Origin of the sequence: Streptomyces sp. NPDC058289, assembly GCF_042880975.1 — a bacterium.
In the GTDB taxonomy this organism is placed as follows: Bacteria; Actinomycetota; Actinomycetes; order Streptomycetales; family Streptomycetaceae; genus Streptomyces; species Streptomyces stoeckheimensis.
This window is the reverse complement of the sequence record NZ_JBHVYI010000023.1, coordinates 41,370-60,304: the sequence shown is the minus strand read 5'-3', so window position 1 is coordinate 60,304 and position 18,935 is coordinate 41,370. Positions and strand designations below refer to the sequence as shown.

The window sequence follows — 18,935 nt, the reverse complement described above, 5'->3', positions numbered from 1 at the left end:
GATCGGGCCGCCGCGTTCTTTTCCCCCGCTCCCACTGTTCTCTCAGGGTGGGCGGGGTCGCCTTCCTCATACTCCATCGTCATCGGCCAGCGGCGGAAGAGACTGGAGGAGCGATGTGAGCCTGCGGACTGCCTCGTCCGCATCCGCCCGGTAATCCTCCGGAAGGTCATCGGCCACGCCACGGTCGAGCGCGATTGCGTAGAGGACCTCCAGCTCGTTTACCTCGGCTTGGAAGCTGCCCAGCCATTCCTGCGGGACCATCCACAACTCTACCGAGAGAGCCTGAAGGTCTCGGATAAGATCTTCCAAGGTGGAAGCGCCACGGCCATGTGTCGCGAGTGCTTGCTCAATTAATTGGCGCTGCCTTGTCTCTCGTTCGGTTGCTTCGCTCATTGCTTCACAAACCCCCAGACTGCTGTGATCACTCGCCCTGACGATGTATCCGTGATGATCGTCAAGTCGTTGACGAGAGAGTAATACGCCGAGGTACCTGAGCGCTTACCTACCATGAACTGCCCATGTTGGATGGCGTCTTCGACCGCAGATGGGTAGATGCCTCGGCTCTGCATCTGGTCCAAGGCATGCCCCGTGTAGTCGCGTCCCGAGATGGTGGCCGGCACGTTAAGAGCGGTCCGGCCTCCGGGCGATACAACGTTCAAGTTGCGGCCACGGCCACCCACCGGGGTTCGAGCTGCGGTGGCGCCCGGCCTCGCGGACATACCCACGGCATCGAATGCGGGTCCGACAAGACTGCTGCTGGCGCCGCCGGCTGCGCCGAGGAGAAGGTCCCAGGGGTCGGTTGGGCGGCAGTTGGCCTTGTTGACAGCGTATGAGAACCCCGCGCCAACGCCAGCGTTGACGGCTGCGGATGCGGCGAGGGCGCGTCCGCCGGTGAGGCCGGCGCCGCGGGCGACGAGGTTGCCTGCGCCGGGCATGAGGGCACCGGAGAGGCCGCCGATTACGGCACCGCGGCCTGCGGCTTTGGCGAGGCCGCCGAGGCTAAAGCCTTCGTCGCGGTGCTGCCAGGAGTAGATGCCGCCTTCGACGGCAGCGCCGATGACGGCGCCGACGCCGATGCTGACGCAGAGGGGACAGGCGCCAGAGGGGTCGGACTGGTTGACGGGGTCGTTGTTGGAGTACGCGTAGGTGGATGAGTTGGTCGAGGTCGCGGTGTCGGGTCGGGGGTCGGGGCTGGTGAAGCGGCCCGACTTGGTGTCGTAGGAGCGGGCCGGCAGCTGCAGCCGGGTGCTGAAGACGGAGTCCTTGACTGCGCCGTTGAAGCCGAAGGAGCTCTGCTGCTTGGTACCCGCTCCGACGGTGCCTGTGGGAGCACCCCAGGTGCTGTAGGCGTACCGGTAGGTCTGGATGCCCGTCAGGTCCCTGACCGATGTGACCGAGTCTTGCCGGTTGTGGAGGAAGTAGAAGCTGGAAGCGGTGGTGTCCAGCGCCTGGGGCTCACCGCTGGGGCCGTAGTGGTAGTCGCCGGTGAGCGTGCCGGTGCCGCTTCGTTCGGTGGCCAGCCTGGGGATGCTCGCGTTGACGTCCCACTGGGAGCTGCGCATCAGGACGGTGTTCTTCTTGACGGAGGTGCGGTTGCCGTCGGCGTCGTAGCCGAAGGTGTAGGCGTCGGCGCCGATGTTGGCCGACTTCACACGGCCCAGGGCGTCGTAGGCGTAGGTGCCGGTCCCGTCCTTGGTCTGGTTGCCGTCGGCGTCGTAGGTGAGGGTCGTGACCGTGCTGCCGGTGGTGCTCTTGGTCAGCTGGTGGGCGGCGTCGTAGGTGTTCGTGGTGGTCGTCGTGCCGGAGACGGCTGTCAGGCGGTTGCCGACCTTGTCGTAGGTGTAGCGCTCGCCGCTGGTGCCGGGCAGGCACGGCTGGGTGGCGGTGGCGTCCGTGCATACGCGTGTGAGGCGTCCGGCGACGTCGTAGTCGAATCGCTTGGGCAGGCTGGCCGTTGTGCCCGTCTTCAACGCTTCTGTCGTGACGCGTCCGGAGGCGTCACGCGTGAAGCTGCGTACGCCTGCGCCCTCGGTGATCGAGGCGAGCCGTCCGGCCCGGTCGTAGGTCCGCTTCTCCGAGATGGCCGGTGTGGTGGGGAGGGTTGTGGAGAGCAGATTGCCTGAGGCGTCCCAGGTGTATGCGGTGGAGCGGTTGTTCTGCTTCTGGGCCGTCATCCGGCCATCGGCGTCGTAGGTGTACGAGGTGGCGCGGCCGTCGGGGTAGGTGCGCGTGCTGAGCACGCCGTCGGCCTGGTAGGTGTACTTGAAGGGAGCCGTCGAGCCGGGCGCGGTGATGCTCGTGGGCCTGCCGGCGGCGTCGTAGACGATGCTCCTGGTCCCTGAACCGTCGGTGACCGCGGTCAGCCGCCTGGCGGCGTCGTGGGTGTAGGTGAGTTTGGGCGTGCCGTCGGAGGAGGTGGTGGACGTCAGGAGGTTGCGGTTGTCGTAGACGTTGGTGAGGGTCAGCCCCCGCGCATTGACGATCTTGGTGGGGTTGCCCTCCGGGTCGTATCCGTACTGGACGCTTCGGGCGAGGGGATCGGTGACCTTGGTGCGCCGACCGGCCGCGTCGTACTCGAACTTCGTGACGCGCTGGTTGGCGTCGGTCTGGGAGGTGACGTTACCGGCGGTGTCGAAGGCCGCCTTTGCCACGCTGCCATCGGGTGAGGCGGTCTGGATCAGCCGGTTGAGGGCGTCGTAGCTGTAGGTGGTCTTCTTGCCCTGGGTATCGGTGGCGGAGGTCAGGTTGCCCAGGGCGTTGTAGGTCCGGGTGGTCTTGTTGCCCAGCGGGTCCGTCTCACTGATGACGTTGCCGGCTATGTCATAGGCCGTGGTCCAGGTGAACTGGGCAGGTGTGGCTCCGGCCGTGTTGCCGCGAGGTTCGGTCTTGGAAGTCCGGCGGCCGTCCGCGTCGTAGGTGTAGGTGGTCTTGAAGCCCAGGGGCGTCGTCTCGGAGGTCCGGTTGCCGTCCGCGTCGTACGTGTACGTCAGAGTCTTGCCGTTGGGGTCCTTCACCGCGGTCTGCCGACCGGCGGCATCGTAGGTGTAGGAGGTGGTCTTCCCCAGCGGGTCGGTGGTCGTGATCGTGTTGCCGGCCTTGTCGTAGGCCGTCTTGGTGACGTTGCCGAGGGGGTCGGTGACCGAGATGGGCCGGTACGCCGCGTCGTAGACGGTTTTGGCGGTCCGTCCGGCGGGGTCCGTGTCGCTGGTCTGGTTCCCCACCTTGTCGTAGCCGTACTTCGTGGTGTGCTTGGCGGGGTCGCCGCCAGCGGCGTTGCCTCTGGCGGACGTCGTGGAGAGGACTCGACCGGCCTTGTCGTAGGTGTAGGTGGTCTTGGCCCCGGAGGCGTCGGTGCGGGTGGTGACCTGGCCGCTGCGGTTGTAACTAATGGTGGTCTTGCGGCCCGCGGCATCCGTGGTGGACGTCCGGCGGTTCGCCGCGTCGTACGTGTGCGTCTCCAACCGCCCGGCCGTGTCGGTGGAGGACGTGAGGTTGCCGGTCTTGTCGTAGACGTTCGTCGCGGTCTTGCCCGCAGCGTTCTTCACCGACAGGAGCCGGTTGCCGACGTCGTAGGTGTAGGTCGTGGTGAAGGCGGCAGGACTCGCACCGCTGGCGTTGCCCCGGGGATCGGTGACCGTCAGGGGCATGCCCGAGGCGTTGAAGGTGGAGGTGGTCTTGGACCCGAGCGGCGTGATGGTCGCGGTGGGATTGCCCGCGGAGTCGTACTGGTACTGAGAGGTCTTGCCGAGGGGGGACGTCGCGGACTTCATCTGCCCGGACGGCGTGTAGACGAAGGTGGTCGTGTTGCCGAGCGCGTCCTTCGTCGAAGTGAGTCGGTGGCCCACGTCGTAGGCGAACGTGGTCGACTTGCCGTTCGGGTCCTTGGACGAGGTCAGATTCCCGGAGGCGTCGTACTTGTAGCTCGTGGTGCCCGCCGCGTCGGTCTGGGATGTCCGTCGGCCGCCAGCGTCGTACGTGGCGGACGAAGCGTTGCCGAGCGGGTCCGTGGCGCGGGTGAGATTGGACTTGCCGTCGTAGGCGTACTCGGTCCGGTTGCCGAAGGGGTCGTACTGGGAGAGCAGGTGGTTGTGGGAGTAGACATCCGTCCACACCCCACCGTCCGGCATCGTGGTGTCCGTCTCGCCACCGTTGTAGGCGTACGAGGTGACGGCCCCGGTCGGATCGGTCTGCGACGTCACCCGGCCCTGGGCGTTGTACACGTTGCGGACCTGCTGCTGCCCGTTGCCGTCCTTGACCGAATCCAAGCGGGAAGACGCGTCGTACCCGTAGGTGGTGGAGCTCTGCCCGTCCGTCACTGAGGTCAGACGGCCGCCGGTGTAGGCGTAGCCGATCGCGCGGCCATCCGACCTGACGATCTGGGTCAGTAAGTCACCCGTGTACGTAAGAGTGGCGATGGGGCCCGCTGAGCCGGCTACCGAGGTGACCCGGCCGGCGGTGTAACCGTAGGTCGCCCCTTGCCCTGACCGGTCCTTGTCGGAGAGGAGCCGACCGGACTCGTCGAAGGTCAGCGTTCCCTTCTCCAGCGTCGACAGGGAGTACCCGACGCCGGCGAGGTGCTTCAGCTCCGATCGGCTGGTGCTGGGCGGGTCGAAGGTGCCTGCGCTGTTGCTCTTGTACTTGTGGAGGGAACCCGTCGGCGAGACCAGGGTCACGTCGCCCGTCGCGGCATCCTTCTGGAGGCGGGTGTCCCACGCCACCGTCCAGCCCCGCCCCAGGGATCCACCGGCGGCCGCCTGACCGACAAAGCCGCCCGGGGCGGCTCCGGATGAGTAGCTGCGCGACGCACTCCATCCGCCGCCGGGTGAGGACTGGACCAGGTCCGTTGCACCCAGGGAGAACGCACCGGTCGCGGTGTTCACCGAGCCGCTGCTTATTGCCTGGGGCTGCTGGAGGCCGGTAGTGGAGCAGTCGATGAAGCAGCCGGAGGTCTCGGCGTCGGAGATGGATGCCGCGAAGTCAGCTACAACGGCCAGACCTCCCTGGCGGTCGGCGGCAGTGCCTTCGGTGTCGATGACCTCACCGATCGCTGTGACCCCGAAGATGTCACCGGGCAACGATCCGGGGCACAGCTCCTCAGTGATGGTGACCGTGGCACTCGCATACGGGACGGGGAGGTGGTGCACCGTCTGGGCTACCGCGGACGGCGCCGTGACAACCTGTCCACGATCGATCGCGGACACCTTTCCGCCGCAGTGAATATTCCAGGTCACCTTCACTTGGTGCGGAAGCTCTGCGTAAACCCCATCCCCGAGGTATTCGGAGTCGGAATTCTTCATTCCAGTGCTCAGAGTGACCGTGTCCCCCATGAACACCTGGCCGCCGTACTGCAGTGCCGGATAACCAAGCCACCGACTGATAGCCCGTATCGAACCATCAGGACCTATCACCCGGACGTCGTCCGGCACCCCCCACACACGCTCGTCGGCGGCCGGAGCGCCTTCGGTCCTGGAATCCCTCGCCAGGCGCAGGGCCTGCGCCGCTTGCCCACGAGCTGCATCCGCTGCCTCTGTGCCTGTGACAGCCGGCCCGGTCGCAAGGTTGCGGAGCCCTGCGCGCGCGGCATCCTGCCGCACCTGCTCACGGCGCTCCACCAACGACATCGCTTGCTGCGGGGGCGTCGGCTCGGGAGCACTCCCTCCCTCCACCAACGCCGCCACAGGGGTGTCCCGCGGGTCGAGCTGCTGGGGGGACAGCGCCCATGAGCCACCGGACAGCAGCAACGTCCACGAAAGCAGCAGGACGATCAATAATCTTCCGTTTCGAGCCAACCCCTGTGTTGCCATAAAGCCTCTCCAGAGATCCATTTCCTGGCGTGCATCCCAGGAGGGGCTCAGGCTAGATTGGCGGCCACCCTGTGAGGCATCTCGATATATGGCCTGTCTGATTCCGGGTACCAAGAAGGCCGCATTTCGAGCCCCTGATTGACCGGTCAGTTTCGTGACCCAAGGGGGGCACCGCCATCAGGGAGCCAGGTACCCCCGCGCGCCGGCAACCGGCAGGCTCGCCCAGGTCCGTGTCCCGCCTCCGGGTTCCCGGGACTCCCCGAAGCCCCAGGCGCCGCCGCAGTCCCGTACGACGGCGGCCATCACCCGTAGGGCGGCGCGGCGGCGGGCCTCGCAGTGGGCGGCGAGGCGGGGGTGGGTGTGGGGAGTGTGGCCGTCGTAGACCGTGAGGCGGAGGGCGCCTTCGCGGTGGCGGAGGGCGAGGTAGAGGCTCCGGCCGGGGTCCAAGTACCAGGCTGCGGCGATGAGTTCCCCCACGACCTGAACGGCGGCGGGCGCGACCCGGTCGAGCTGGTGGGCGTGGAGCACGGACCGTACGGTGCTGCGCGCGATCTGGGCGCTGTACGGCTCCCCGGGCACGGTCAGGCTGCACGACAGCCCGTCGGGCGACGGCGGCTCGTCCGCCGGCGGGCAAGCGTCGAAGCAGCCGGGGCTGGGGGGCATGAAGGGGCTGAGCATGACGGACTCCCTGTCGTGAGCTCGGGTTGCTCTCGCGTTGGTGGGGGCAGTGGCTCGTCGCCGAGGCCGAGGCCGAGGCATGCTGCGGCGATGCACTTCCAACTCCCTTGCGTGAGCGGTGCGTTACTGAATGTAGCGCGAGCGGGCCTTTTTTGGCCCGCTACCCGGCAGAAGTCAGCCGTACGTGGAACGGGGGCCCGGTAACGCGTAAGACTGCACCCCATGACCGCGAGGACAGCTCCCACCGAGCGCCAGAAGCGACTGGGTTACGAACTGCGCCGAATGCGCACGTCAGCAGGGATGTCGGCCGAGTTCGCAGCAAGCCTCCTGGCTGTGGATCGGGGCGCGATCTCCGCGATGGAGTCGGGCACACGTGCCATCTCGACCGAACGGCTCCGTACGCTGGCAGCCAACTGCCAGGTGGACGACGAGCGGTACATCGCCGGACTGACGGACATGGCCCTGCCCGCCGGCCCGCGGTGGTGGGACCGCTACAGGGGTCAGGTACCGCAAGGCTTCCTGGACATCGCTGAGTTGGAGTCCCGCAGCATCCGCATGCGGGTTGCGTACCCGCTCCACATGCCGGGGCTGCTCCAGACCTCGGACCACGCCCTCGCCGTGTTCCGCATGGTCATCCCCGCACTCCCCGAGCACGAGGTCGCACTGCGGCTGGCACTGCGCATCGAGCGCCAGAAGGTCCTGGACGGCGAGAACGCTCCCGCGTTCGTGGCCGTCGTGCACGAGGCCGCCCTACGGATGCGGTTCGGCAGTGCGGACGTCCTGCGGGCACAGCTGAACCACTTGATCCAGCGCTCCGAACAGGAGAACGTGACGTTGCTCGTCCTCCCGTTCGAGGCGGGCGGCTTTCCGGGAGCGGGACAAACGGTGCTCTACGCGGAGGGGCCGACGGCGCAACTCGACACCGTGCAGATCGACAACTCGCACGGGCCCGATTTCCTCCATGCCGAGACCCAACTCGCGAAATACCGAGGCCATTTCGATCTGATGGAGCGGCTAGCTCTACCTCCGGGTCGCTCCCGGGACTTCATTCGCGCCATCGCGAACGAACTGTGAGAGGGGACACCGTGACCGACGTGACCTGGGAGGATCCCTTCTGCGGCGAGGGGAACTCCTGCTACCGGATCGGCGTGGACGGCGATGGCAACAGCTACATAGCCCTGTCCGGCCGGGAGGACACCTACCTGACGGACACCCGCGAGGCGCTGCACCAGCTGATCCGGGACATCAAGGCCGGCAAGGCCGACCACCTACTGACGGACTGACCCCGCCCCCCGCCAGAGCGGGTGACGGGGTCCGTTCGCTACTTGCTGCTGCGCGGGAAGGTGATCTCCACGCGGCGGTTCTTCTTGCGGCCTTCCTCGGTACCGTTGTCGGCGATCGGGTAGTCCTCGCTGTAGCCGCGTACGTCGAAGGTGACGCTGGGATTGGTCACCGTCTTCGCCAGCTCGGCCTGGACCGCGTCGGCGCGCTTCTTCGACAGTTCCTTGCCGTGCTCGTAGCTGCCCTGGTCGTCGGTGAAACCGAAGACCCGGACGGTGGTGGCCTTCTGGGAGTTGATCTCCTGCGCAATGGCCTGGATACGGGCGGCGGCCTGGGCGTTGAAGATGGCACTGTCCTCGGGGAACATCACCTCGGATTGCAGCGCCATCATGACGGTCTGGTTCGTCTCCTGGCGCCGTTCCTCGCCGCCGAGGTCTTCGACTACCTCCACCATGTCCAGCACCTTGGAGGGTGCGAGCACGCCGCCCTGTGGGAGCTTCAACCCCGGAGAGTCGGGTCTGATGGGCGGGGGCGCCGAGGCGGAAGGCTCTGTCCCGGGGGGCACGGATGGCGTGACGTCGTCGGCATGCGCACTGGTCACGCCGATAAAGTGTGCGCCGGCGATGACGAGACCGGCGACGGCCGTGGCTGCGGTGGTGCGATGGCTTTTGATCATGGGGTCACCCGGAGAGTTTGATGGTGGCCGCGGCAAAACTCGGCAGACCGAACACGACCTCGGTGGTGGTGGCCGGTGGTGCGGGGAACTGCGCGAAGAAGGCGACGCTCTCCCCACCCTTGATGATCTGGAGACCGGTAGTACATGCACACCGTCCCTCTGTGTCACGCAGCACGAGGTAGCGCTTCTTGCCCACAGCGTCGACCAAACTTGCGCCGGCAACCGACCCGTGACTGGCGGTCTTCTCTTCACCACGCAAGGGTCCGAGGTTGGAGAAAATTGCTGAGCCTGCGTTCTTGATCAGACCGCTGACGGTGACGTACCCGTCCTGGTCGCGTACAGCCGAGTTGACCTCCAACGTGATGCCGGAAGGCCCTTGCGCCGTAGCGATTACTTCGAGAGGTCCCGAGCCCTTACTTACGGTGGGCGCAGGCTGCTGAGGGCTACTTCCCTGGGCCTGGGGAGTCTCGGACTTCGTCGGCCCCTTCACCTTCTCGCCGCCTCCGCCACATCCGGCCAACGCGAGGGCCAAGACCGCCGCAACCGCAACGGCCGCTCCCCCGCGGACCTTCACCTTCTGCCGCATGCCCATGTACGCCGTTTCCTTGTCTCTCGTTCGATGTCAGTCGGCCAGTCGCACAACGAAGAGTTTCCTCGCCAGGTTGTACAAAGACCCGGGATCTGACGGATTCACGATGATCACCGATCCGTCCCGGCACTGAATGTCGACGGGCCCGCCACCCCCGGGCGGTGGCGGGGTGGGCGCCGGTTGCAGGGAGCACCGTGGTTCGATCAGGGCCGTTGCCGTGGCTTGGCCATGCACGTTCTCGGTCCCCGGGATGACCGAGTCCCCGACCGTGCCGTTGGTGGTCACCGTGACGGTGAACTCCGGGACGTCGAAATCGCATTCCGCAGCGGCATCGTTCGTGCCGGCGAAGGCATTCGCCTGGGCGCAGGCCCCCGCGGTATCGAAGCGGCGGCCCCTGATGATCTCCTCCCAGTCCTCCGGTGTGAGGGTGAGGAGATTCCGGCCCCTGAACGCGTTATCCCTGACCTCCTGGGCTGCCGCGAGCGCCGCCGCATCGGCCGCACCCTGCGCATCACTGCGCGTGGCCCCCGCCATCCCGACGACGACGAAGGCCAACGCGGCAAAGAGGAAGAGTGCCATCATCGCGGCGTAGAAGGGGAGAACCTGGCCCCGATCACGCGAGCCCACCCCGGTCACTAAGTCGTGATTCTCGTCAAGACCGCCGTAATGGCACCCGAGATGTTGCCCGCGAGACCAGAGGCAACGATCGCCGCGATGATCAACGCAACGATTGTGATGATCCCCAGGTATTCGAAGACCGTCTGACCCTCGTCCGCCCCCCGCCGCAGGCGGTTCTTCCGTTCGACGATCGCCTTGAGCAGCTTGAGGTTCTGCATGGGAGTCCTCTCCAGAGCCGGCGCCGATATCGGTTCGCGGACGGTACTTCGACGCACCAGCAGTTGCAAAGGGTCCCGGGACCCAATTACGGACCCACTGCGCACTCCGTCTACCCATGGCCAGCCACCCCCGGACGGGCGGTTCCCAGCCAACGGGCTATCGCCTCGCTCCTCGTGGCGGTCTGGAGCTTCGCGAAGATCCGGTTGATGTGGTTCTTGACCGTCTTCTCGCTGATAAAGCAACTGGCTGCGATCTGCTGGTTACTCATGCCGGAAGCGATGAGACCCATGACCTCCTCCTCACGCGAACTCAGCCCGAACACAGCATGGTTGGGAAGACGCTCCGAAGACTGTCCCACAGTTCGTTGCGCATGCGAAGAGGCCCGGAGTTCCGTGAGCACCGCGCTCGCAGCCGTCGGACTGAAATGTGCGCGGCCCGCGCGAACGTCGCGGACGGCTGCGACGAGGTGATCCGGCGTGAATTCACCGTGCACCAAGTAGCCGCCCGCGCCCAGCAGCAGCGCCTCGCGGACGATCTCCGACTCCTGGCTGTACGTCAGCATCAGCACCGGTGCGAGCTGCACGAGGTGCGGCAGCGCCGAGATGCCGTCCACCCCCGGCATCCGGACGTCCAGCAGAATCACGTCGGGGGCGTGGAGCCGTGTCAGATGCAGCGCCTCGCGGCCGTCCGCCGCCTCGGCCGCCACTTCGATGTCCTCCGCGGTGGCCAGGAGGGCCGCCAGGCCGGCCCGTACGACCGGGTTGTCGTCGGCGATTAGTACGCGCAGCGGCACCGCCATCACGCACCCCTCCCCGCCGGGAGGGCGGACAGCGGAAGGGTCAGCCGGACCTGGGTCCCCGGCCGCCCATCGGGCCGGGCTCCGATGTGGAGGCGGGCGCCGATCGCCGCCGCTCGCTCCGCCATGCCCAGCAGGCCGAAGCGCCCCGCGCCAGCCAGCGCCGCTACGTCGACGCCGCCAGGCAGACCCCGGCCGTCGTCCTCGATCACCAGCACCAGGTCAGCGGCGTCCACGGCGGCCTCCACCGTGATCCGGGCCGCCCCCGCATGCCGTCGGGCGTTCCCCACCGCCTCCCCCGCCACCGCCAGCAGGTGGCGGGCCACCGGGGAAGGCATCACCGGCAGGGTGCCGCTCACGCGCAGCTCGGCCGCGGAAAGGCCGGTCCGGGCACGGAGTTCCGTGGCCAGGGACACCCCCGGCGTGTCCAGGTCCCGCCGCAGGTCTGCCAGTACGTCCCGGGACTCCGCCGCCGCGCGACGGGCCGCCCCGGCCACCAGGGCGGCCTGGCTGCGGAGCACAGCCGGGTCCGTCGTACGGGTCAGGGAGTCGGCGGCCAGCGCCAGGCCGTGCAGGGTTTTCGCGACGGAGTCGTGCAACTCGCGGGCCAGATGGTCCCGTTCGGCTTGCACCGCCTCCGCCACCGCCAGGCGGGCGCGGGTCTCCAGCAGGGCCTGGCCGGCCGTTCCGAAGCGGAGGAGCAGGTCGCGCAGGGAGGCTCCGACCGCCCCGGCCAGGACGCAGAGCATCGACAGCATCAGTGCCTCACCCACCACCGCCACCACGGCCGCCTGGATGCCCGCGTAGACCGCCGAGCCGCGCCAGCCGTAGACGATTCCGGCCAGCAGCGGGGTGCACACCGAGGCGAGGAGGAGCGGGGAGCCGGGGGTGGCGGTGACGAGGAGGAGTCCGCTGAAGACCCAGTCGACCGCCAGCGGCCAACGGTGGCGCAGGAGCAGCGGTCCGAAGCGCTCCCAGTCGCGGAACAGGACGTAGGACAGCATGAAGGTGAGCAGTACCGCGCCGCCCGCCAGGTGGGTCTGCGTCCCCGGTGCCGTGCGGCTCAGCACCACCGGCGTCCCGAGGGCGATCATCACGAGGCGGAACGCGAAGACCTGGCGGCACAGCGCCTGCAGGGCGTTGACCTGGAGGGCGATCGGCAGCTTCACCGCGGGGCGGGCGGAGGGCCGGTCCCGGGCGGCGGCGTACGCCGTGACGTCCAGCGAGGTGGCAGCCATGGCTCACCCGCCCCCGAACAGGCCGCTGAAGTCGACGTCCGCTCCGTACACGAACCCGCCGATCAGCAGGATCATCGTCCCGGGCAGCATGAACGTCGTGACGGCGAAGGTCGCCCTCGGGACGGCCCTGGCGGCCCGGCGGCGGGCGTTCTGGGCGTCGGTGCGGCGCATGTCCTCGGCGATGGCGATCAGGGTGTCGACGATCGGGGAGCCCAGTTCCTCGCCCTGCTGGAGGGCGGTGACGAACTGCGCGACCTGCTCGGAGTCGTTGCGCCGGCGCAGCTCGTCGAAGGCCTGGCGGCGGCTGACGCCCATGGTCATCTGCTGGAGGGTGATCCGGATCTCGTCGGACCACGGGCCCTCGTACTTGTCCGCCACCCGTTCCAGCGCCGGCCGGAAGCCGATCCCGGCGCTGACCACCACGGCCAGTACGTCCAGGAAGTCGGGCAGGGTCCGCTCGATGTGGTCGCGGCGGATCCGGATCGCCGACCAGAGGCCGGCCTCGATCCAGAACACCCCGAAGGCGACCATGACCAGCGCCAGGACCAGCTGCCCGTTGATCAGCATGGCGAAGGCGCCCACGCCGCCCAGGAGGGCGTAGACGGCACGGCGTGCGGCGTAGCGGTCGATGGTCAGGCCGGACGGGTTGCCGGCCCGGTCGATCTGGCGGCGTTTACGCGCCACCCGGTCCGGGCCCATCAGGCGCAGTATCAGGGGCGCGTAGCGAATGCCGGCGCGGTCGATGAAGGAGCCGACGGCGGTCGTACGGGTGGCGCCGACCTCCAGGGCCAGCATCAGGTCGCTCGGGAGTTTGGTGTCGGCGCGGTAGAGGCGGATGCCGTGGAAGACGCCGAAGACCGACAGGGCCACGGCCAGGGCGAGGAGCAGCGCGATCATTCCGGCCTCCTCAGACGGCGATCTTGGTCAGGCGGCGGATGAAGACGAAGCCGAGCGCGAAGAGCCCCAGGGCGACCAGTACGGCGCTCTGCCCGACGACGGACCCCGTCATGCGGTCCAGTGCGCCGGGCATCATCGCGTCCACCAGGAGCAGGGAGCCGACGCCCATGACCGGTACCAGGTACGCCGTGACCGTCACCTGGGACAGCTGCGTACGGACCTCGCGGCGGGTTTCCTTGCGCTGTTCCAGCGTCACCGTCAGGTTGCGCAGGCTGCCCACGATGGCGCCGCCCGCGCGGGCGGACAGGACGAGGGTGGAGACCAGGACGACCAGTTCCCGCGAGGGGAGCCGTTCCTCGATCTCGCCCAGGGCCTCTTCCATGGAGTGCCCCACCGCGAGCCGGTCGGCGACCCGCGCCAGTTCCTCGCCGGCCGGTGCCTCCAGTTCCTCGGCGGCCATGCCGATGGCCGTACGCAGGGCCAGGCCGGCCTGGGTGGCGTTGGCGAGGATCCGGGCCACGTCGGGGAGCTGGTTGATGAACCGCTCGGTGCGGCGCGCCCGCTGCCAGTTGAGGAAGGCGTTGGCCCCCCACAAGGCGATCAGGCCGGCCACCGGGCCGAAGAACGGGGCCAGGAAGGAGGCCGCGATCAGCCAGATCCCGGCGACCGCGGCCAGCATGTAGACGAAGTACTCGCCGACGGTGAGGTCCAGGCCGGTCACCGCGAGCTTGCGCTCGATGCCGCGGCCCAGTTTGGTCGTGCGCAGGCGCCGGTCCACGCCCGGGAAGCGGCGCCTGCGGCCGAGGGGTGCCGGGAGGCCGGTCGCCGAGAGGCGCTCGATGAGCGCGGCGCGCTGGGCGCGACCCGTGGCGTAGGCGTGGATGCCGAGGACCGCCAGCACGCAGGTCAGCAGCGTGGCGCCGAGGGTGAGGGAGATCAGTGGGTTCACAGGGCGGTCCGGGTGATGCGGGCGGGGAGGGGGCCGGCCAGCGGATCGGTCAGCGGGTCGGTGAAGGGTGCGTCCGCCGGTGCGACCCCGAAGGCCTGCGGGATCGGCTGATTGTTCATGTAGAGGCGGTCCGCGAGCCAGCGGGGCAGCGGGTAGTACTCGAAGCGGCCGTGGACGCGGCCGTCGGGGCCCATGGGCATCGCCGCGAAGCGGCAGACCGTCGTGATGCGGAAGGGCTCGCGGCCGTGCGAGTCGAGGAGGGAGATCTCGGTGATGCGGCGGGTGCCGTCGCCGAAGCGGGTGAGCTGGACGATGATGTTGACCGCGCTGTTGATCTGGTCCTGGAGAGCCTCGAAGGGGACCTCCACCTCCGACATGGAGGCGAGGGTCTGCAGGCGCATCAGGGCGTCGATGGCGCTGTTCGCGTGGACGGTGGCGAGCGAGCCGTCGTGACCGGTGGACATCGCCTGGAGCATGTCGAGCGTCTCGCCGCCGCGGACCTCGCCGACGATGATGCGGTCGGGGCGCATGCGCAGGGAGTTGCGGACGAGGTCGCGGATGGTGATCTGGCCCTTGCCCTCCACGTTCGGCGGGCGGGATTCGAGCCGGATGACGTGCGCCTGCTGGAGCTGGAGCTCGGCGGAGTCCTCGATGGTGATGATGCGCTCGCCCTCCGGGATCAGTCCGGAGAGGGCGTTGAGGAGGGTGGTCTTGCCGGTGCCGGTGGCGCCGGAGACGATCACGTTCAGCTTGGCCGTCACCAGGCCCGACAGGAGCAGGAGCATCTGCTCGTCCAGGGAGCCGAGGCCGATCATCTCGTGCAGGGTGAAGGCCCGGGGGAAGCGGCGGATCGTGAGGGTGGCGCCGGTCAGGGAGAGCGGCGGGATGATCACGTTGACGCGCTCGCCGCTGGGCAGGCGGGCGTCGACCATCGGATTGGCCTCGTCCACCCGGCGGTTGACCGTGGAGACGATGCGCTCGATGGTCTGCATCAGCTGCTCGTGTGAGGCGAAGCGGAGCGGGAGCTGCTCCACGCGGCCGGCACGCTCCACGAAGATCTGGTCGGGTCCGTTGACCATGATCTCGGAGATGGTGGGGTCTTCGAGGAGCGGTTCGAGCACGCCGAGGCCGAGGGCCTCGTCGACGACGCGGCGGATGAGCTGGGAACGCTCGACGGTGGAGAGGACCGGGCCCTCGCGGCTGATGATGTGGCCGAGTACGCGCTCCAGGCGCGCGCGGCGCTCCGCGGGCGCGAGCGCGGACATCTCGGCGAGGTCGATCTCCTCCAGCAGTTTGGCGCGGTACGAGGAGACCAGGCGGCCGTCCTCGCGCGGATTGTGCCGCTCGTCGGGGGTGTTGACCCTGGAACGCAGGCTCATGGTCCGGTCACCTCGGGGTCGTCGTTGGGCATGACGGCGCTCCGGCGGACCTGGAGGTCGCCGATTCCGGGCACGACCGATTCGATCGTGAGGGTCACTGTCATCCTGACCGCGTCCCGCGTCCTGGCCCGCTCGATCGTCGCTCCCGCCGCGAGGTTCTCCGAGATCGCCGCACGGCCGGCCGCCGCACCCGCGCCCGGATCGCGCGCCTCCACGCGGGCCGCCGTACGGGCGGCGGTCTGGGCCTGCTGGACCACGTAGGCGGACCAGCCCAGCTGGATGCCGCCGAGCCCGACCAACAGGAGGATGGGGAGGAAGCCGATGTACTCGAGGGCGACTTGGCCATTGTCGCGATCGGCACCGCGGCGGATGCCGCGGATACCGCGGAAACCGCGGAGCCCTATCCGGATCCGGTTCATCTCAGTCCCTCCTCGTACGGGGAGCCGCCCGTGCCGGTGATGGGGACGCCGATGTTGAACCCCGGGAACAGGATCGGGAGGTTGAGACGGACCTCGGCCTTGTAGACGTTCCCCGACCTCCCGCAGGTCGCGGGCGGCATGGTCCAGGCGCCGCCGATGTGCTCCCCCGCGGCCTCCTGGCACGCGCCGGCTCCGTGCACCGCCCCGGCCCGCGCCGCCTCGTCCGCCGCGTTCCCGGCCAGGGAGAAGGCGTAGCCGATCAGCACGCACTCCCACACCGCCACCACGATCAGCAGGATGTAGGGCAGCATGCCGACGAACTCGAACACGACCTGGCCCTGGTCCCCGCGGTCCTTGAACAGGAACCGTCTGCGACCCGTCACCGCTCAGCCCTCCCGCCCGCGCCGCGACCACGGTCCGAGTGCGCCCCGGTCGCCCTTGCCGCGCAGTCTCGCCACCGCGCCGGAACCCCGTACGGCCAGGGCCGCGCCGGGTTCTGCCGCGGGGGCGTCCTGGGCCTCCGGGGCGGTCAGCAGGCCCAGTTCGCCCGCCACCGTCCACAAGGCTTGCTTGACCGTCGAGCGGTTGTCGAGGTCCTGGACCCGGCCCGCGTCGACGACGGCTTGGAGTTCCTTGAAGGCGGCCGGTACGGGGGTGCGTACCGACCGGGTCTTGGTGATCTTCTCGATCAGGGCGGGCTGGATCTCGGTCTGCTTGGACCAGCGGTTGACGACCATGGTCGTCTCCTCCGCCTTCCTGACCTGGAGCCGCTCCCACATCCGGACCATCCGCTTGGCCGCCCGTACCGCGACCACGTCGGGGGTGGTGACCAGGACGGCCACGTCCGCCAGCTCCACGGCCGCCGCGTTGGCGCCGGTCACCTGGGTGCCGCAGTCGATGACGACCAGTTCGTAGCGGGCCCGCAGGGCGGCGATGACGTGCCGGGCGGCGCGGTCGTCGACCTCCTCGCCGCGTTCCCCGTCGGCCGGGGCCAGGAGCAGCGCGAGGCCGGTGCGGTCGTCGTAGACCGCGTCCTGCAGGACCCGCGGGGAGATGTCCTGGATGCCGGCGAGGTCGGCGATGGAGCGGCGGAACTGCACGTCGAGGTACGAGCCGACGTCGCCGGCCTGGAGGTCCAGGTCGACCAGGGCCGTACGCCGCCCGGCCGCGACCGCCGCCAGCGCGAACTGCACGGCCGTGAAGGTGGCGCCGACCCCGCCCTTGGCCCCGGTGACCGTGACGACCCTGCCACCCGGGCCGCTGGGCAGTTCCGGGCCCCGGCCCAGGTGGCGGCGTACGCCCACGGACCACTGGGCGGCGGCCTGGACGCGGGCGGCGAGCTCCTCGTAGGCCAGCGGCAGGCCGATCAGGCCGCGGGCGCCGGAGTCCATGGCGGCGGAGAAGAGCGCGGGGCTCGCGTCGGAGGTGAGGAGGACGACGCCGACGGCGGGGAAGCGCAGGGCCACCTCGCGGATGAGGTCCAGGGCGGGGAGCGGACCGATCCGCTCGTGTACGAGGACCACCTCGGGCAGCTCGTCGATGGACTCGGAGGCCAGCCGGGCGAGCGTGTCGAGGAGGAAGGTGGAGTCGGGGACGGGGGCGGCCGGTTCGGCGCCCGGGAGCTGGCTGAGCAGGGTGGCGATGACGCGGGCGGACTCCGGGTCGCCGACCGCGGGGAGGATGCGGGTGGTCATCGGCGCCTCACCGGTCCCCTTCAAGGGTGTAGAAGTGGTCGCCCGGGTTGGGCGCCGAGTCGGTGCCGGGGGCCACCAGGGCCAGGCGTACGTGCACCGCGAAGGACTCGGCGTAGGCGACGCGCTGGGTGTCCTTGGTGGACAGGGCGAAGGTGATCGGGACGGCGTCGGTGGGGCTCTTCTTGTCGGCGTCCTTGCTGTCTATGGGGGTGAGCTTGCCGACGTTGATGACGCGGGCGTTGGCCACCATGAGCACCGACTGGTCGGGGTCGGTCGGCTTCTTGCCCTTGTAGGTGCCGATGATGTTGACCTTGGCTCCGGGGGTGACCTTTCCGGCCACGCCCGTGGAGGCGTCGATCATGATCGCGATCTCCTGCTCCCCGGCCTGGAGCTTCGGCTTGTCGACGAACATGTCGCTCTGGAGCAGCGAGCCCTTCTTCAGGGAGGTGAGCGCCAGCTTGTCCTTGAGCACGCCCAGGTCGGTGACGGCGGTGTCGGACAGCCACCGCTTGGGGACGGTGACCTGCTCGAACTGGCCGGCCGCCAGGGGGGTGTACGGGGCTATGTCGCCCTTCACCCGGTAGGCGACGACCTCGTTGCCGACCTTGGAGTTGACGTCTCCCATCACCACGAGGACTCCACCGAAGGCGGCGAGGGCGCACAGGACCGACAGGATCAGCAGGATGACGCCGCGGCGCTGGCGTGAGTTCATGGCCGTCTTACCTCGCCGTTCTTCATTCGTTCGGGCCGGTCAGTGTCTGGATCTGGATCTGGGACGGAGCTGGGCCGCGGAGGCGGAACCGGATGCGGATGCCGTCGGGGGCGGCGGGGCCGGTGCGAGGAGCGGGGCGGCGCAGAAGCTGCAGCGGTCGCCGATGAGCTCGAAGCCGCACCAGCGGCACTCCTCGCGGCGGACCGAGGCGACGAGCTGGTAGAGCACCGAGGGGTCCGGGATGGCGGCCGCGAACTCCACCAGCTTCGGCGTGGCCCACCAGGCGGGCGAGTCCGCGGGCAGCGGGTTCTCCATGACGCCCTGGACCCGCCAGGCGGGGGCCAGGTCGGAGGCCACCCAGTCGGAGGTGAGCTGGCCGCGGGCGAAGGTGAGGTGGGTGGCGAAGTCGGGGCCCGGGGGGAGCGTGGCGCCGCCGCCGTGGGTTCCGCCGGAGCCCGAGCCCAGTTTGACCAGGTGCGGGGTCGGATGGGCCAGTACGGCGAACTGGGCGTTCGGGGACCAGGACTTGGCGTGCGCCTTCAGCCCGACCGGCACCCGGTCCAGTTTGGCGACCGAGCCGAGCAGCGCACCGGCGTAGATGTAGTGGGTGAGTAACCGGGCGGCGGAGGCGAGGACTCCGGGGCTGAAGTCGCAGACGCTGAGCTGGCGCAGCTGACGCACCAGCAGGGCGGTGCCCAGCGGCGGGAGATCGACGTCGACGAGGGCGATCCGGTCGGTTTCCAGAATGGACCGGACGGTGTGCAGGCGGCGGACGGCGGAGGCGCGGAGCCAGGACGGCACGAGGACCACCAGGTGGCCGTGGCGCTCCAGCAGGCCGGCCGTCTGGGCGAGCGCGCCGTCGAGGTCGAGCTCCTCGGGCGGCGGCAGTACGGCGGCGGCCGGGGTGTGCCGGTCCGGGGCCGGCAGCACCAGATCGGCGCTGGTGACAGCAATGGCGATCGGCACGCGCATCCCCCCGTTCACCC

Annotated in this window: 19 protein-coding genes; 2 read left to right on the top strand and 17 right to left on the bottom strand. The window is 69.1% G+C overall.

Features of this window, described 5'->3' with window-relative positions; all coding sequences use genetic code 11:
• Positions 1-66 precede the first annotated feature (66 nt).
• The 3 genes from ACFVX6_RS14475 to ACFVX6_RS14465 all read right to left on the bottom strand — a co-directional run bounded on the left by ACFVX6_RS14475 (position 67) and on the right by ACFVX6_RS14465 (position 6,482).
• Positions 67-393 (bottom strand): hypothetical protein, encoded by a 327-nt coding sequence (locus tag ACFVX6_RS14475; protein ID WP_389691260.1) that lies wholly within the window; start codon positions 391-393, stop codon positions 67-69.
• Complete coding sequence (locus ACFVX6_RS14470) at positions 390-5,144, bottom strand: RHS repeat-associated core domain-containing protein (protein ID WP_389691258.1); 4,755 nt, start codon at positions 5,142-5,144, stop codon at positions 390-392. The genes ACFVX6_RS14475 and ACFVX6_RS14470 overlap by 4 nt, the downstream gene beginning before the upstream one ends.
• A gap of 837 nt (positions 5,145-5,981) precedes the next feature.
• Positions 5,982-6,482: an ATP-binding protein gene (locus ACFVX6_RS14465; RefSeq protein ID WP_389691256.1), complete on the bottom strand. Its 501-nt coding sequence runs from the start codon at positions 6,480-6,482 to the stop codon at positions 5,982-5,984.
• Positions 6,483-6,704: 222 nt separating this feature from the next.
• Between ACFVX6_RS14465 and ACFVX6_RS14460 the strand changes: the two genes are divergently transcribed.
• A complete protein-coding gene (locus tag ACFVX6_RS14460; RefSeq protein WP_389691254.1) occupies positions 6,705-7,556 on the top strand; it encodes a helix-turn-helix domain-containing protein in 852 nt (283 codons plus the stop codon).
• A gap of 11 nt (positions 7,557-7,567) precedes the next feature.
• Entirely contained in the window at positions 7,568-7,765 is a 198-nt protein-coding gene (locus ACFVX6_RS14455; protein ID WP_389691252.1) for a hypothetical protein, read from the top strand.
• Positions 7,766-7,803: 38 nt separating this feature from the next.
• Here ACFVX6_RS14455 and ACFVX6_RS14450 read toward each other — a convergent pair whose 3' ends face one another.
• The 14 genes from ACFVX6_RS14450 to ACFVX6_RS14385 form a co-directional block, all read right to left on the bottom strand.
• Positions 7,804-8,439 (bottom strand): OmpA family protein, encoded by a 636-nt coding sequence (locus ACFVX6_RS14450; protein WP_389691250.1) that lies wholly within the window; start codon positions 8,437-8,439, stop codon positions 7,804-7,806.
• Between the two features lie 4 nt (positions 8,440-8,443).
• Positions 8,444-9,031, bottom strand: a complete 588-nt coding sequence (locus ACFVX6_RS14445; protein ID WP_389691248.1) for a hypothetical protein — start codon at positions 9,029-9,031, stop codon at positions 8,444-8,446.
• A 30-nt stretch (positions 9,032-9,061) separates the two neighbouring features.
• Entirely contained in the window at positions 9,062-9,655 is a 594-nt protein-coding gene (locus ACFVX6_RS14440; protein ID WP_389691350.1) for a pilus assembly protein TadG-related protein, read from the bottom strand.
• An 8-nt stretch (positions 9,656-9,663) separates the two neighbouring features.
• The gene (locus ACFVX6_RS14435) at positions 9,664-9,864 is read right to left on the bottom strand and encodes a hypothetical protein (protein ID WP_389691246.1); all 201 of its coding nucleotides are present in this window, start codon (positions 9,862-9,864) and stop codon (positions 9,664-9,666) included.
• Between the two features lie 110 nt (positions 9,865-9,974).
• The gene (locus ACFVX6_RS14430; RefSeq protein ID WP_389691348.1) at positions 9,975-10,664 is read right to left on the bottom strand and encodes a response regulator; all 690 of its coding nucleotides are present in this window, start codon (positions 10,662-10,664) and stop codon (positions 9,975-9,977) included.
• The gene (locus ACFVX6_RS14425) at positions 10,664-11,899 is read right to left on the bottom strand and encodes a sensor histidine kinase (RefSeq protein ID WP_389691244.1); all 1,236 of its coding nucleotides are present in this window, start codon (positions 11,897-11,899) and stop codon (positions 10,664-10,666) included. The genes ACFVX6_RS14430 and ACFVX6_RS14425 overlap by 1 nt, the downstream gene beginning before the upstream one ends.
• Positions 11,900-11,902: 3 nt before the next feature.
• The gene (locus ACFVX6_RS14420) at positions 11,903-12,793 is read right to left on the bottom strand and encodes a DUF5936 domain-containing protein (protein WP_389691346.1); all 891 of its coding nucleotides are present in this window, start codon (positions 12,791-12,793) and stop codon (positions 11,903-11,905) included.
• A 13-nt stretch (positions 12,794-12,806) separates the two neighbouring features.
• Positions 12,807-13,745, bottom strand: coding sequence for a type II secretion system F family protein (locus tag ACFVX6_RS14415; RefSeq protein WP_389691242.1), 939 nt, complete (start codon positions 13,743-13,745; stop codon positions 12,807-12,809).
• Positions 13,742-15,124, bottom strand: a complete 1,383-nt coding sequence (locus ACFVX6_RS14410; RefSeq protein ID WP_389691240.1) for a CpaF family protein — start codon at positions 15,122-15,124, stop codon at positions 13,742-13,744. Before ACFVX6_RS14410 ends, ACFVX6_RS14415 begins: the two co-directional genes overlap by 4 nt.
• The gene (locus tag ACFVX6_RS14405) at positions 15,121-15,543 is read right to left on the bottom strand and encodes a TadE/TadG family type IV pilus assembly protein (protein WP_389691238.1); all 423 of its coding nucleotides are present in this window, start codon (positions 15,541-15,543) and stop codon (positions 15,121-15,123) included. Before ACFVX6_RS14405 ends, ACFVX6_RS14410 begins: the two co-directional genes overlap by 4 nt.
• On the bottom strand, positions 15,540-15,926 hold the full coding sequence (locus tag ACFVX6_RS14400; RefSeq protein ID WP_389691236.1) for a TadE/TadG family type IV pilus assembly protein: 387 nt from the start codon (positions 15,924-15,926) through the stop codon (positions 15,540-15,542). The genes ACFVX6_RS14405 and ACFVX6_RS14400 overlap by 4 nt, the downstream gene beginning before the upstream one ends.
• 3 nt (positions 15,927-15,929) lie before the next feature.
• Positions 15,930-17,237, bottom strand: coding sequence for a CpaE family protein (locus ACFVX6_RS14395; protein ID WP_389691234.1), 1,308 nt, complete (start codon positions 17,235-17,237; stop codon positions 15,930-15,932).
• Between the two features lie 7 nt (positions 17,238-17,244).
• Positions 17,245-17,949 (bottom strand): Flp pilus assembly protein CpaB, encoded by a 705-nt coding sequence (locus tag ACFVX6_RS14390; RefSeq protein WP_389691232.1) that lies wholly within the window; start codon positions 17,947-17,949, stop codon positions 17,245-17,247.
• A gap of 39 nt (positions 17,950-17,988) precedes the next feature.
• Positions 17,989-18,921, bottom strand: a complete 933-nt coding sequence (locus ACFVX6_RS14385) for a hypothetical protein (protein WP_389691230.1) — start codon at positions 18,919-18,921, stop codon at positions 17,989-17,991.
• Positions 18,922-18,935: the final 14 nt, after the last annotated feature.